The organism is Tyzzerella sp. An114 (assembly GCF_002161055.1).
Classification (GTDB): Bacteria; Bacillota; Clostridia; order Lachnospirales; family Anaerotignaceae; genus Fimicola; species Fimicola cottocaccae.
In genome coordinates, this window is record NZ_NFLT01000005.1 from 124,123 (window position 1) to 139,110 (window position 14,988).

The 14,988-nt window shown below is 30.1% G+C and carries 10 protein-coding genes, 1 tRNA gene and 1 pseudogene; 7 read left to right on the top strand and 5 right to left on the bottom strand.

The window, feature by feature from the left end; translation table 11 throughout:
* The first annotated feature begins 2 nt into the window (after window positions 1–2).
* Entirely contained in the window at window positions 3–3,098 is a 3,096-nt protein-coding gene (locus B5E58_RS06330) for an efflux RND transporter permease subunit (protein WP_088108846.1), read from the top strand.
* A 45-nt stretch (window positions 3,099–3,143) separates the two neighbouring features.
* On the opposite strand, the gene B5E58_RS06335 is transcribed toward B5E58_RS06330, so the two are convergent.
* Window positions 3,144–3,824 carry a YoaK family protein gene (locus B5E58_RS06335; protein WP_206608554.1) on the bottom strand — a complete coding sequence of 227 codons (681 nt, stop codon included), beginning with the start codon at window positions 3,822–3,824 and terminating at the stop codon, window positions 3,144–3,146.
* Between the two features lie 334 nt (window positions 3,825–4,158).
* Between B5E58_RS06335 and B5E58_RS06340 the strand changes: the two genes are divergently transcribed.
* The 6 genes and pseudogenes from B5E58_RS06340 to B5E58_RS06360 all read left to right on the top strand — a co-directional run bounded on the left by B5E58_RS06340 (window position 4,159) and on the right by B5E58_RS06360 (window position 11,352).
* A complete protein-coding gene (locus B5E58_RS06340) occupies window positions 4,159–4,692 on the top strand; it encodes a helix-turn-helix domain-containing protein (protein ID WP_088108847.1) in 534 nt (177 codons plus the stop codon).
* 9 nt (window positions 4,693–4,701) lie between these two features.
* A pseudogene (gene potA, locus B5E58_RS06345) lies at window positions 4,702–5,775 on the top strand (spermidine/putrescine ABC transporter ATP-binding protein); the annotation flags it as partial.
* A 503-nt stretch (window positions 5,776–6,278) separates the two neighbouring features.
* On the top strand, window positions 6,279–7,118 hold the full coding sequence (locus tag B5E58_RS06350; RefSeq protein WP_088108849.1) for an ABC transporter permease: 840 nt from the start codon (window positions 6,279–6,281) through the stop codon (window positions 7,116–7,118).
* A complete protein-coding gene (locus tag B5E58_RS13760) occupies window positions 7,115–7,918 on the top strand; it encodes an ABC transporter permease (protein WP_242956615.1) in 804 nt (267 codons plus the stop codon). The genes B5E58_RS06350 and B5E58_RS13760 overlap by 4 nt, the downstream gene beginning before the upstream one ends.
* On the top strand, window positions 7,915–8,997 hold the full coding sequence (locus B5E58_RS13765; RefSeq protein WP_164493547.1) for an ABC transporter substrate-binding protein: 1,083 nt from the start codon (window positions 7,915–7,917) through the stop codon (window positions 8,995–8,997). The genes B5E58_RS13760 and B5E58_RS13765 overlap by 4 nt, the downstream gene beginning before the upstream one ends.
* Window positions 8,998–9,114: 117 nt before the next feature.
* A complete protein-coding gene (locus tag B5E58_RS06360; RefSeq protein WP_088108850.1) occupies window positions 9,115–11,352 on the top strand; it encodes a diguanylate cyclase domain-containing protein in 2,238 nt (745 codons plus the stop codon).
* 20 nt (window positions 11,353–11,372) lie between these two features.
* On the opposite strand, the gene B5E58_RS06365 is transcribed toward B5E58_RS06360, so the two are convergent.
* The 4 genes from B5E58_RS06365 to B5E58_RS06380 form a co-directional block, all read right to left on the bottom strand.
* A tRNA-Pro gene (locus B5E58_RS06365) sits at window positions 11,373–11,447 on the bottom strand.
* 106 nt (window positions 11,448–11,553) lie between these two features.
* Complete coding sequence (gene lonB / locus B5E58_RS06370) at window positions 11,554–13,200, bottom strand: ATP-dependent protease LonB (RefSeq protein WP_088108851.1); 1,647 nt, start codon at window positions 13,198–13,200, stop codon at window positions 11,554–11,556.
* 83 nt (window positions 13,201–13,283) lie between these two features.
* Complete coding sequence (locus tag B5E58_RS06375) at window positions 13,284–14,351, bottom strand: M24 family metallopeptidase (protein ID WP_088108852.1); 1,068 nt, start codon at window positions 14,349–14,351, stop codon at window positions 13,284–13,286.
* Entirely contained in the window at window positions 14,341–14,988 is a 648-nt protein-coding gene (locus tag B5E58_RS06380; RefSeq protein WP_088108853.1) for an epoxyqueuosine reductase QueH, read from the bottom strand. The genes B5E58_RS06375 and B5E58_RS06380 overlap by 11 nt, the downstream gene beginning before the upstream one ends.

The window sequence follows — 14,988 nt, forward strand, 5'->3', positions numbered from 1 at the left end:
CAATGATAAAATGGAGTGTAACACATAAAAGAATTACAGCACTTTTTTGTATGATAATAATGGCTGTTGGTGCATTTTCATATTACAGTTCAGAGAGACAAGAAAATCCCAGTATAGAAAGTCCAATATGTTCTGTAACTTGTGTTTATCCTGGGGCAAGTCCTGAAGATGTTGAAAAACAAGTTTTGAAACCTTTGGAAGATGAAGTTAATACTATATCTGATATAAAAACTCTTGAAAGCTATGCTATGAACTCGGTAGGTATAATAAAAATTACTCTTGAGGATATGAGTGATGATGATATAGAAAAAAAGTGGACAGAAGTTAAAGACAAAGTTGACAATGCAAAGGGAGAACTTCCTGAAAGTGCCTATGAACCAGAGATTGAAACAGATTTTACAAGTTCTTATGGTCTTATATTAGGTTTGTCATCAGATGAATACAGTTATGAAGATATTAAGACAGCAGCAGACAGTTTGAAATCATCTCTTGAAAAAGTTGAAGGTGTAAAAGAGGTTGCCATAGAGGGTAATATATCACAGCAAGTTGAAATTGATTTGGATATGACAAAATTACAAAGCTATGGCATTTCTCCACAGACAGCAGCAACAGTTTTAAAGGCAAGAAATATAAATATACCAGGAGGAAATCTTGAGCTTGAAAAAATACAGATACCTGTTCAGATTACCGGAGAATATAACGATATTTCAGAGATAGAAAACACAATAATATCAGTATCAAAGGAAACAGGAACTCCGGTATATTTAAAAGACCTTGCAGAAATAAATCTTACATATGAAGACAAAGAGGAAACAGCTTATGTAAATGGTGAGAAAGCTCTTTTTGTATGTGTAAAATATATGGACGGTCTTAATATACTTAAAATAGAGAAAAAACTTCAAAAAGTGATTTCAGATTTTAAAGTAAATGGTCTTTATGCAGATATGAATATGACAGAGCTTTATAATCAGGCACAGTTTGTAAATGAGTCTATATCTCTTTTTAATGAAAATCTTATATCTGCTATTATACTTGTTTTAATAGTTGTATTTATATCAATGGGTATAAGAAGTGCTCTTATAGTTGCTTTCCCTATACCTATTGTAATATGTATTGTTTTTACTTATATGAAAGCAACAGAAATTCCTATACATCAGGTTTCTATTGCTGCTCTCATAATATGTTTGAGCCTTCTTGTGGCAAATGGTATAGTTTCAAATGATAATATGAATGTATACCTTGATAGAGGGGAAAATATTATGACAGCCTGTACAAAGGGTATAAAAGAGGTTAATATACCAATTTTAACATCTACTCTCACAACAGTTGCTTCATTCCTTCCCCTTGCCATGATGCAAGGCTCTGCGGGGAAATTTGTAAATTCTCTGCCTATACTTGTAACGGTGGCGCTTTTAGGCTCTTATATAACAAGTATAACTGTTGTTCCGGCTATGGGTTATATATTCCTTGACCCTAAAAAAATAAAACGTAATGAAAAAATGAAAGCACAGAAAGAAAAATTTAAAAAACTTTTTAGATTGGATAAAGGAAAAGGAGCTTTCAGCAATTTTTATATGAAAGTTCTTGATATAAGTCTTAGAAATCCTAGAAAAGTTCTTGCACTTTTTCTTGCAATGCTTATTGCTACATCAACAATAGTTCCAACAATGCTTATACAGCTTTTTCCTCCTGTTGAAAGGGAGCAATACGTTTTAAATGTCACTTTACAGGATGGTGCAACTGTTGAAAAAACAGAGGATGCTTGTTTGAAAGTTTCTGAAGTTCTTAAAAATGAAAGTTCAATAGATAATTTCTCATATAAAGTTGGCAACGGATATACAAAATATTACGTTTCATTTATGCCTAACAATATTGCAACAAATAAAGCCCAGTTCCTTATAAATGGTACTAGAAGTGAGGCTGAAAATGTTGAGAGAGATATTATAAATAATGTTCCAGGAATTTCTACACAGATAAAATATCTTGAAATAAATCTTCCTACTGATTATCCTGTTCAGGTTAGAATTACAGGAACAGACATTAATGAGCTTAGAAGAATGGCAGAGGAAATTCAGGAGATAGGATATACTGTTGAAGGTACAAAAAATATTGAGAATAACTTTGGATATGATAGTTATAAACTTGATGTTGATATAAATGAAGAAAAAGCAAGTATGGTTGGACTTTCTGCCTATGATATAGCTTCTACTGTCAGAATGGCTGTAAATGGTGTTGAAATATCAGAGCTTAAACAGAAAGATATAAATAAAGATTCATTGCCTATTGTTGCAAAAGTTTCATCTGATAAGAAAACTTCTGCTGATATGCTTGATACTCTTTTCCTTACATCACAGATTACAGGTGATAATATTCCTTTAAGTCAGGTTGCTGATATAGATACTGAAACATCCCTTAATAAAATAGTGAGAAGGGGAGGAGAAAGAACAATAACAATAGGTTCTTTTGTAAAAGATGGTTATAATACAAGAAATGTAATGAAAGCTTATGAGGAAGCTTTAAAAGATTATAAACTTCCTGATGGCTATACAATGGAGTTCGGTGGAGAAAATGAGACAAGTAATGATGCTTTTTCATCAATGAAACTTCCAGCAGTTATAGCTGTTGTATTGATTTATATAATACTTGTATTCCAGTTTGGAGACCTTAGAGAGCCTCTTATAATTATGGCGACAATACCACTCTCATTTATAGGTATTATAATAGGTCTTAAAGTTATGGGTTATCCGATAGGATTTATGGCTCTTTTAGGTGCTATAAGCCTTATGGGTGTAGTTGTAAACAATGGTATAGTTCTTCTTGACTATATGAAACTTGTTCTTAAAGATGAAAAAGATGTCATAAAAGGAATTAAATTTGCCTGTGAGACAAGACTTCGTCCAATTATGGTTGGAATGATTACAACTGTTATATCACTTATACCTCTTATGATTTCCGGTGGTGCTTTGTGGGCTCCTATGGCAACATCTATTGTTTTTGGTATGATATTGTCATCTGTACTTACAATGACAGCAATACCTTGTGCCTTTATAATTCTTCACAATAGGAGACTTAAAAAGGGCAAATTTAGATTTTCATAATATTAAATAAAAATAAAAACGGAAGGAATTTATCCTTCCGTTTTTTTATTCTTCTTCGTGAAGTATTATAAGTACAAATAATAAAAGTATACAACATAGCCATATAGAATTATGACTAAAGTGTTTTATAAGTATTACTCCTGTTGCTGCACCTGCTATAAAAAGTATTATTATTGACATATAAAGTATTGAGTCAATGAGAGCTTTTTTATCTTTTTCAAATAAAAACAGACTTAATTTATCAACAGATGAGCGTAAATTTCCTGTACACATTGTTGTGGCATAGCCTAAACCTGAAAGTTTTCTGAAAGATGCCACTTGTAATGCACATACAAAAGATACAGAAACGTTTATAAATGAGTCTGGAATGTTTTCATCAGACAATCCTATTATGAAAAGTATTATTATTTCAAATAATATTATTATTTGACGCCAGTGTAAAAGCTTTTTTTCTGAAAAATTTCTTTTTATTATCTCTGTAAGAAATATACCAACAGCAAAAGCTAGTATTGGTATAAGATAGTATATAGCTTTTTTAATGTCTCCTGTGGCTATATTTATACCTAACAATACAATATTTCCTGTCTGAGCGTTGGCGAAAACGTTGCCTCTTAAAATATATGTATAAGCATCGAGAAAGCCACCTGTAAAAGCTAAAAGTATTCCTGTCAAAAACATTTCTGATGGTGTGATTTTGGGTTTTATAATATTAGTTTTTTTATCCATTTTTAAGACCTCCGCAGATAAGTTTACTACCTATGAAAAAATTTTACAATATAAATTTATCATTTTGTGAGTTTAATATCTGTGGTTTATAAGTTTAATTGTTATAAACTTTTTAACAATTATAAATTTCAATGTTTAAAATATATTGAATTTATTGGATTTTTTTAAAGTTTAATTATATTAACGCTAATTTTATATATCACAAAATATATAAATTAAGTTTAATAATATAAAATTTTTTGTTTTATACTATTGATTTTATTTTGATGTATAGTATAATGATATAGGTTTAGTTTAGTTAATATAAATGTTTAGTATTTCTAAAGGAGGAAATATGGATATAGGTCATAAAGTAAAACAGTTAAGGGTGCAAAAAGGTCTCACTCTTGAAGAACTTGCTTCCCGAAGCGAACTTACTAAGGGCTTTCTTTCACAGCTTGAAAGAGACCTTACCTCTCCATCTATTTCTACTTTAAATGATATTTTGGAAGCACTTGGAAGTTCACTTTCAGAGTTTTTTATGGAAGAAAAAGAGGAGAAAGTTGTTTTTCAAAAAGGTGATTTTTTTGTTGATGAAAAAGAAAATTATACTGTAAATTGGATTGTTCCCAATACACAGAAAAATTCAATGGAGCCTATTCTCATTGAAATACCTAAGGGAGGACGCTCTTTTGAAGTTTCACCTCATAGCGGTGAGGAGTTTGGATATGTCCTTGAAGGCACAGTAACTCTTGTCTGTGGAGAGAATAAATATACTGTGAGAAAAGGAGAAACTTTTTATATGAATGGCAAAAGTTTTCATTATATTGAAAACAATAAAAAGACAATTGCAAAAATTTTATGGGTGTCAACACCGCCGTTATTTTAGGAGGTAAAAATGCGTAAACTTATTCAATTTAAGAATATTGTAAAGGAATTTGACGGACAGCTTGTACTTAAAGGTATAAATCTTGATATTTATGAAAATGAATTTGTTACACTTTTAGGTCCCAGTGGTTGTGGAAAAACTACACTTTTAAGAATACTTGGAGGATTTTTGAATCCAACAGAGGGAGAAGTTCTTTTTGATAATGAAGATATATCAAAAATTCCTCCCTATAAAAGAGAAATAAACACTGTGTTTCAGAAATACGCTCTTTTCCCACATCTTAATGTTTATGATAATATTGCTTTCGGTCTTAAAATAAAAAAAGAACCTAAAGATATTATTGAACAAAAAGTTATGCGTATGCTTAAACTTGTTGGACTTGAGGATTATGGAAAAAGAAGTGTTACAGAGATGTCAGGAGGACAGCAGCAGCGTGTTGCCATAGCTAGAGCCCTTGTTAATGAGCCTGTGGTTCTTCTTCTTGATGAGCCTTTGGGAGCTTTAGACCTTAAACTTAGAAAAGAAATGCAACACGAGCTTAAAAAGATACAGCAGGAAGTTGGTATCACATTTATATATGTAACTCATGACCAAGAGGAAGCCCTCACAATGTCTGATAAAATCGTTGTCATGAAAGACGGTGAAATTCAGCAGATAGGCTCTCCTACTGATATATATAACGAGCCTGTAAATGAGTTTGTTGCAAACTTCATAGGTGAAAGTAATATAATTGATGGTATTATGTTAAATGATTATGAAGTTATGTTTGAAGATAAAAAATTCCAGTGTGTAGACTTTGGTTTTGAGCCTAATGAGAAAATTGATGTTGTTATACGTCCTGAAGACCTTGACATTGTTGAAAAAAGTAAAGGAAAACTTAAAGGTTTTGTAAAATCAGTTCTCTTTAAAGGTGTGCACTATGAAACTATTGTTGAGACAAAATCTGGTACAAGTATAACTGTAAAAATGGTTGTTCGTGATAAAGAGCCTGTTTTTAATGAGTCAGCTAATGAAAAAATGAGTGCTAATGATTTCTATCTTGATGTTGAGGACGTAAAAGAGCTTACTGATGCTGATATTATAGCAAGAGCAGACGCTCAGGCTTGGAACCCTGAAACAGATGAATGGAATTCAATAACTCATATTGAATATGATATAAAAGCAGAAAACGGAAAATATCCTGTTACATTTAAAACTTCTTCCGGTACAAGTGTTACTGTCAATATGATAGTTAAAGATGAAAACAGAGTTATAAATAAAGAGTATCAGGAAGAAATATATGCTATGAACTTCTTTAAAAACTGTGACGAGATTAAAGAGAGTATTGCTCTTGAAACAGACCTTAAAACATGGGCTAATGCTTCCTGTTGGAGTATGGAAGACGGAAGTTCTGTTGAGATAAGTGACGTTGTTTATACTTTCGACCCTGAAAATATTATTCCTGGAATATATGACGTTACATTCAAAACAGAAGGTCATGAATATAAAGTTGACACAACAGATGAACATAAAGTAGGGGATGAAGTGGGATTATGGTTTAATCCTGAAGATATTCATATTATGTCTAAAAAGGGGAGTTATTAAGTATGAGACAGTTTAAAAGTATGGCATACCCCTATATAGTATGGATTGCGGCAATGATTGTTGTGCCTATGCTTATGATACTTATGTATGCCTTTACAGTTAAAGGTAACGATGTTACTACATTTAGATTTGCATTTGAAAATTTTGGAAGATTTTTTAGTGATGCAATATTTGTTGAGGTATTAAAAAGGTCTCTTTTTATTGCTGTTGTTACAACAATAATATGTATAATACTTGGATATCCTGCGGCTTATATAATAGCTCAAGTTCAAGGCAAGAAAAAAATGATACTTGTTTTACTTATAACATTGCCTATGTGGATAAATATGCTTGTTCGTACATATGCATGGATGGGTATATTGCAGGATGACGGTATACTTAGTACAATACTTTCATTTTTTGGAATAGAAGTAAAAATGCTTCATACAAGTTTTGCTGTTATACTTGGTATGGTGTATAACTTTATACCATTTATGATTTTACAGATACACACATCTTTAACAAAAATGGATAAAAGCCTTATTGAAGCAGCCAGTGACCTTGGTGCTGACAGATTACAGTGCTTTTTGAGAGTGACTTTACCTCTATCATTACCAGGAGTTATAAGTGGAATTACACTTGTTTTCCTTCCTGCTGTTTCAAGTTTCTTTATACCAAAATTGTTAGGTGGAGGACAATTTGTTTTAATAGGAAATGTTATTGAGTCTCAGTTCTTGACATCTGGAAACTGGAATTTCGGAAGTGCTATTTCTCTTATTATGGCAGTAATAATTATGATTTCAATGTATATTACAAAGAAAGTTGATAAGGGAGAACATATGGAAGGAGGTCGTTTTAATTGAACAAAAAGACAGGTATTTTCTCAAAAATATATATATTCATTATAATGGCTTTCTTTTACATACCTATAATATACACAGTTATATTTTCATTTAATTCATCAAGGTCTCTCACTCACTTTGAAGGATTTTCATTACAGTGGTATGAAAAGATGTTTAATGACTCAACTATGATGCAGGCTGTTTTCTATACAATAGCAATAGCAGTTCTTGCCACAGTAATTTCAACTATTGTGGGAACAATAACAGCCATAGGTCTTTCAAAATCAAATAGAATAGTTAAGATAGTTGTTGAACAGATAAATTCATTGCCTATTATGAACCCTGAAATAGTAACAGCTATTGGTTTACTTATGCTTTTTAGTACATTAGCCGTTAAAAAAGGTTTTATGACAATGCTTTTAGCTCATATTATGTTTTGTATACCTTATGTTATATTAAGTATTATGCCAAAACTTCGCTCTCTTGACCCTAATCTTGCAGATGCAGCCTTAGACCTTGGTGCTACACCATGGCAAGCTTTAACAAAGGTTATTGTACCACAGATAATGCCAGGAATTGTTTCGGGAGCACTTATTGCTTTTACAATGTCTTTTGACGACTTTGTTATATCATACTTTGTTACAGGAAATGGAGTAAACAATATATCAATAATGGTTTATACAATGTCAAAACGTATAAACCCTTCTATAAATGCTCTCTCAACAATAATAATACTTATAATAACAGTAGTTTTAATACTTATAAATGTTATACCTATTATTAAAGATAAAAAAATGAAAAAGGAGAACGAAAGAATATGAAAAAATTACTTGCTCTTGTTTTAGGTGCAACAATGCTTCTTGGAGGATGTGGAGGAGGAACTTCATCTGATGTTCCAGACCCTGTTGAAAAATACGGTTCTGACACACTTAAACTTTATAACTGGGGAGAATATATGGGCGAAGACCTTATAAATAATTTCCAGAAAGAATTTGGTGTAAAAGTAATAACTGAATACTTTGACTCAAATGAAATGATGTACACAAAAATTCAGGCTGGAGACTCCTATGATGTTCTTGTGCCTTCTGATTATATGATAGAGAGACTTATAGCAAATGACTCTCTTATGGAGCTTGATAAATCATTAATACCTAATGAGGCTAATCTCTATGATGGTGTAAAAAATCTTGCTTTTGACCCAGAGGGAAAATATTCAGTGCCATATTTCTGGGGCAGTGTTGGTATTGTTTATAACAAAAACAATGTTTCAATAGAAGACCTTGAAAAAGAAGGATATAATATTCTTAAAGATGAAAAATATAAAGGCAAAATATATATGTATGACTCAGAGAGAGACTCATTCATGGTTGCCTTAAAAGCTCTTGGATACTCAATGAATACAGATAATGAAAAAGAAATTGAGGAAGCTTATAACTGGCTTATAGAGCTTAATAACACTATGGAACCTTCTTATGTTACTGATGAGGTAATTGATAACATGGCTAATGGTATGAAGGATATGGCTGTTGTTTACAGTGGAGACGCTGCTTATATACTTTCACAGAATGAGGATATGGGCTTCTTCCTTCCTAATGAAGGAACAAATATGTGGTGTGATGCTATGGTAATTCCTAAAAATGCAGAAAATCCAAAACTTGCCCATGAATTTATAAACTATGTTCTCACTTATGATGCTTCATATGATAACTCATACACAGTTGGATATGCTTCAACAAATAAAGATGTATTAAAAGATATGTCATCAGAAGGCGGAGAATATTTTGGAAATGAAGCTTATATTCCTAGAACAGGTTATGAAAAAGATGAAGTTTTCAGAGATAATCAGGTTTTAAAAGAAAAACTTGCTAATCTTTGGATAAAGGTAAAAGCTTCTAACTAATATTTTAAAGAGTATATGAAATTATGATTTTCATATACTCTTTTTTTATATTAAAAAGTTTTTAGCTTAATACTTTTATGATATAATTATAAAAAATTATATTTTGGTGGTAATTATATGAAAAAAGTTATTGAAAAAAGAATAATTATATTTTTTTATATATTTTTTATAGTAATTATTATGACTTGTTCTTTTGTATCTTTTTTTAAAGATATAAATAAATCAGAAGTTGTTAATACAAAAAATCAATTAAAAGAAATATCTGAACAAAGCAGTGTAGCTGTCAAAACAAAACTTAAAAATTCACTTGAATATATAAACGGTGTTTCAAATATTATTTTCAATGAAAATTATGAAGATAAATTTGTAATAGAAAATGTATTAAATGAATTTTTAGATAAAAGTGATTTTGACAGTATATTTATAATTGATAGAAATGGAAATTTTATTTCAACAGATTATACTTTTTCAGATGAATTAAAAAATATATATAATCAGTATGAAGACGATATTTTTATAGTTAATATAGAAGGCAAAAATGCCCTTGTTTTTTCATCATCAAAAAAGTCACAAAATGATGATGTTGTTTATGGTTTGTATACCATTGATGAGCTTGAAGAAATACTTTATATAACAAGTTTTTATGGTGAAGGATACACTCATATATTTAATTCTTCAGGCTCCATTATATTAAAATCACCTCATTATTCTTCAGAATATACAACGAATAATATAATTGAAATTTTTGATAATTCTACTATGAAAAAAGGTTATACTGTTGAAAATTTTAAAAATGATTTAAAAAAGGGTAATGGTGGTTTTATACATTATGTTTATGAAAATATAGATGAAAGATATGCTTATTATATGCCCGTAGGAATTAGTGATTTTTATATAATTTCAATTGTTCCTTCAAGTGCCATTGCAAGATATGCAATAAATATTAAAAATGCAGGGGTTCTTTTGCTTGCCAGTATAATTTCAATATTCGCAATTACAGAACTTTTAGCATATTTTAATAGAAGTAACAGTAATAAAAAAATAATTATTGCTAATAAGCTTATGGAGGTTAATAAAGAAAGATATCTTCTTGCTGCTGATATATCTGAAAGTGCTGTTTTTGAATATATTATAAAAGATAGTACTGTTGTCTTTAAAAATATATGGTACAAAAAATATTTTGATACAGATGTCATTAAAAATATTTCACATCATATATATTCATCAAAATATATAAAAGAGAGTTTTAAAAATGATATTGTAATGTGTTTTAGAGATATAGATAATGGAAAAAAAGAAGCAGAGTGCGAAATGGCTGTCAATGTTGGTGATGAAAAATATGAGTGGTTTAAAATAAAAATGACATCAATATACGATGAAAATGGAAATCCTATAAAAGCTGTTGGAACTGCTCATAATATTACATCTCTTAAAGAAACTGAAATAAAATATCTAAAAATGGGGCAATACAAAAATATAATAATATCAAATGCAATATTTAGTTGCGAAATAAACGTAAGTCAAAATACTGTTAATAATATAAGATATAGAAATAGAATAATTTCAAATGATAACATTAGTCTCAGTGAACTTATACAATCTATTAATAGAAAGTATATTATTGACAATAAAAAATATAATTTTTTAGATGTGTTCAGCATTGAAAGTCTTAAAACTATGTATAAAAATGGAAAAAAAGAAGTGAGTTTAAGATATAAGAGATATCATGAAGATAGCTATACATGGTCTGAAATATTTGTGTATGTTACAGAAAGTCTTGAAAATGGGGATATTGTTGGAATAATGTTTGTTTTAGATATAGACAATACTGTAAAGGAAGAAGAAAAACTTAAATATGATGCTGAAATTGATAGAATGACACAGATTTATAATAAATCCACAACAGAATTTAAAATAAAAGACTGTATAAATGATAATATCAGCGGAATACTTTTTGTAATAGATATGGACGGATTTAAAAATATAAATGATACCTATGGACATATGGCGGGAGATTATGTTTTAAAAGAATTTTCAAAAAAATTAAAATCTATTTTTAGAAGTAGTGATATTGTGGGTCGAATAGGTGGAGATGAGTTTTGTGTATTTGCCAAAAATATAAACAGTATAATTTTTGCAGAGAGAAAAGGCGATGAAATTCTTTCAATTTTTAAATCTGAATATAAATATAATGGAAGTATACTTCCTGTTTCAGGGACAATAGGCATATCAATATTTCCTGAAAATGGAAATACATATAATGAGATATTTTCTAAAGCTGATAAAGCTTTATATCATGCAAAACATCTTGGAAAAGCACAATATTCAATATATGATGAAGAAGATAGAAAATAATAAATAAAAAATAAAAAAAATCGGGGTGACAAGATTTGAACTTGCGACCTCATGACCCCCAGTCATGCGCGCTAACCAAACTGCGCCACACCCCGACATAGTAGTAATATTATCTAACAAAATATATTAAAAGTCAATGATTTTGAAAATGCTCTATAAATTTGTATTTATAGAGCATTTTATTTTTAAAAAATATTTAATTTATACTGCTTTATCGCTGTATATATTAGGCATATTTGGTTCAAATACATATTTTGTAAGCTCAGATATATTTTTAACAGGATTTATATTAATATCAATTTTTTCAAGAGAACTTTGAAAATTATCAAAGGGTATAAAAGCTGTTTTTGCTCCTGCTTCAAAACCGGCTTTTAATTTTTCAAAAACTCCACCAACAGGAAGTATATTTCCTTTTATTGAAATCTCTCCTGTAAATATCATGTCTGTTGGAATAGGAATGTTAAATACAGCCGAATAAAGACCACAATACATAGCTATACCAGCAGAAGGACCATCAGCAACAGTTCCACCTGTAAAATTAATGTGTATATTGTAGGCTTTTAAAGAAATCCCCGTGAAATTTTCAAAACAGGTTATAACATTTTCTATTGATGAGAGTATATTACTTTTCTTTGAAATTGTGCCTGTATAATTTTTAATGGTTTCATTTTCTGCAATACCTGTTGTTATTAAAGAGCCTTCTCCATTACTTGAAATTTCAGCAGATATTTCTATTCCTAAAACAGTACCATTTCCGTTATTTGTAACAGCAAGACCATTTACAATTCCTTTTTCAGATGTTTCTTTGATTTTATTTATTGTATTTTTTATTTTATGAGAGGTTTCTGCTATCCATTCAATATCTTTTGATGATACATAACTTCTTCTTTCTATCTCTGCTATTGATACAGCATTTTCAACTATATTAACAGCCTCTCTGCCATTTGTTGCATAATCTGCTATAAGTTTTTCTGTGTCTTTTTCAAATTTATATCCTGTTTTTTTGAAAGCGTCAGAAACTATAATTTCTATATTATTATGGTCAAGGCTTTTAAAAAATATTTCTGTACAGCGAGAGCGTAAAGCGGGGGGAATTTCTTCTGGTTTTCTTGTTGTTGCACCAACTAATCTAAAATCTGCCGGCATACCATTTTTAAAAATATCATGTATAAATCTTGGTATAGCTTTGTTTTCTTCACTGTAATAGGAACTTGAAAAGAATACTTTTCTGTCCTCAAGAACTTTTAAAAGTTTATTCATCTGTACAGGGTGTAATTCTCCAATTTCATCTATAAAAAGTATACCCCCATGGGCTTTTGTTACAGCTCCTTCTTTTGGCTGTGGAATTCCTGCATTTCCATAAATTCCTGCACCTTGATATATAGGGTCATGAACAGAACCTATTAAAGGGTCTGCTATGCTTCTCTCATCAAAACGAAGGGTTGTTGCATCTATTTCAACAAATTTTGAAAATTTTCCAAAGGGTGATGAATACATTAATTTTGCTTCTTCAAGTATAAGTCTTGCAGCAGCTGTTTTTCCTACACCGGGAGGACCGTATATTATTACATGTCTCGGATTTTTACTGCAAAGAGCACTTCTTAAAGCCTTAATGCCGTCATCTTGACCTTTTATATCATCAAGACTTTTTGGTCTTGTTTTTTCTGATAAAGGTTCTGTAAGTTTTATACTTTTGAGTTTTAAAAGCTTTTCTTCTCTGTCTCTAAAATCACTGTTAAATATTGCTTTACTGTTGTTTGAAAAACGTATATTCTGAAAAAAATACATTCCAGCTATAAATGTAAATATAAGCTGTGATGATATAAGTATTGCTGATATTATTTCCAATATATAACACTCCTTTCAGTATAGGAGTATAGACAGTTTAAATATATTTATACATAAAAAATGCCTTTCCATATTGGAAAGGCTTATTTTATAATTTGAAGTTCTTTTGTATAGCTGTTTAATATTTCGCAGCCATCATCTGTTACAAGAACAAGGTCTTCTATTCTAACTCCAAAACGGTCTGGAATATATATTCCTGGTTCTATTGAAAATATCATACCTGTTTTTGCACAAAACTCTGATTGACTACTTACATCAGGTAATTCATGACATTCAAGACCTATATTGTGTCCTGTTCTATGAGTGAAATATTTTCCATATCCTCTGTCTTCAATGTAACTTCTTGCAGCTTTATCAATATCTTTGAGAGGAACACCGTTTTTTACTTTTTCTATGGCTTTTATATTTGCTGTTTTTACAGTCTCATAAACATATTCTTGTTCTTTTGTTATTTCTTTTAAAAATACTGTTCTTGTCATATCACACCAGTATTTATTTATAGGTAAAAATATATCAAAAAGAACACTGTCACCTTTAGATAAAGTTATATTTTTTGAACCATGATGAGGGTTTGCACAGTTTTTCCCAAAAGCTACAAGTTGAGTTCCTCCCCTTGAAGCTCCTCTTTTCATATAGCCGTTGTTTATAATATTTGCTAACTCTTTTTCTGTGACACCGTCTTTTATAGCTTCAATACCTTCTTTTATAACTTCATCATTTATTTTTGATGAATGACGCATTTTTTCTATTTCATCAGTGTCTTTTATCATTCTTGCTATATCAACAGGCATAGAACCGTTTACAGGAAAAATATCTTTTCTTAATTCCATTATACCTATAAGGAATTTTGAAGGTAAATTTTTGTCAATTCCAACTGCTCCTGATGATAATGTGTAAGCTAAATCAGCCACAGGATTTTCACCATCTTTATGAACAAAATTCTTTATTGATACAGTATCAATTCCAAATATTGCATTTGAAAAAAGTTCTATTCTTCCATCAGTGTTTATGTAAAGAGCTATTAAACGTTCTCCCGGTTCTGCCCATATTCCTGTAAGATAGTATATTGAATGTTTAGAATATACTATTATCTGTTTTAAATTGGAGTTTTCCATATTTTCAATAACTTTTTTAATTCTGTCAGGCTTCATTTTTTTCACCTCGTCTTTTTTCTGTTTCGGTTTTTGAAAATACACAACCACAGTAATCTTGTCTGTAAAGACCATAAATTTCTGAAAGCTCTATGGAACGGCGATAACCATTTTTCTTTTTAAAATCTGAATAAAGGTATTTTATTCCCTTTTCTTCAGCTATCTTTTTTCCTATCTCGTTCATTTTTTCAGCGTTTTTATAAGGGCTTATTGTTAGTGTTGTTGTGAAATAGTCAAAACCGTTTTTTAATGCATAATCTGCTGTTTCTCTAAGACGCATTTCATAACATTTAAAACAACGCTCTCCCCCTTCAGGTATGTTTTCCATACCTTTTGCCATAGCATAAAAATTATCTGTATCATAAACACCTTCAATGAAATTTACAGGATATTTTGTTTTAAGCTCTGATATAAGTTTTTGTTGCTCTTTTACACGATAATTATATTCTTCAGCCGGATATATATTGGGATTATAGTAAAATACTGTTATTTGAAAAAATTGTGAGAGATATTCCAAAACATAACTGCTACATGGAGCACAACAACTGTGTAAAAAAAGTTTTGGAATAGTGCCTTGTTTTTCTATTTCTTTAAGTGTTTTTTCCAGTTCTTTTTGATAATTTATTTTAACATTCAT

Bases quoted from the DNA above. Each gene is read 5' to 3' on its own strand.
- B5E58_RS06380 (WP_088108853.1), bottom strand. From the start codon at position 14,988: ATGAATGTTAAAATAAATTATCAAAAAGAACTGGAAAAAACACTTAAA.
- B5E58_RS13765 (WP_164493547.1), top strand. From the start codon at position 7,915: ATGAAAAAATTACTTGCTCTTGTTTTAGGTGCAACAATGCTTCTTGGA.
- B5E58_RS06340 (WP_088108847.1), top strand. From the start codon at position 4,159: ATGGATATAGGTCATAAAGTAAAACAGTTAAGGGTGCAAAAAGGTCTC.
- B5E58_RS06335 (WP_206608554.1), bottom strand. From the start codon at position 3,824: ATGGATAAAAAAACTAATATTATAAAACCCAAAATCACACCATCAGAA.
- B5E58_RS06375 (WP_088108852.1), bottom strand. From the start codon at position 14,351: ATGAAGCCTGACAGAATTAAAAAAGTTATTGAAAATATGGAAAACTCC.
- B5E58_RS06360 (WP_088108850.1), top strand. From the start codon at position 9,115: ATGAAAAAAGTTATTGAAAAAAGAATAATTATATTTTTTTATATATTT.
- B5E58_RS06330 (WP_088108846.1), top strand. From the start codon at position 3: ATGATAAAATGGAGTGTAACACATAAAAGAATTACAGCACTTTTTTGT.
- B5E58_RS06350 (WP_088108849.1), top strand. From the start codon at position 6,279: ATGAGACAGTTTAAAAGTATGGCATACCCCTATATAGTATGGATTGCG.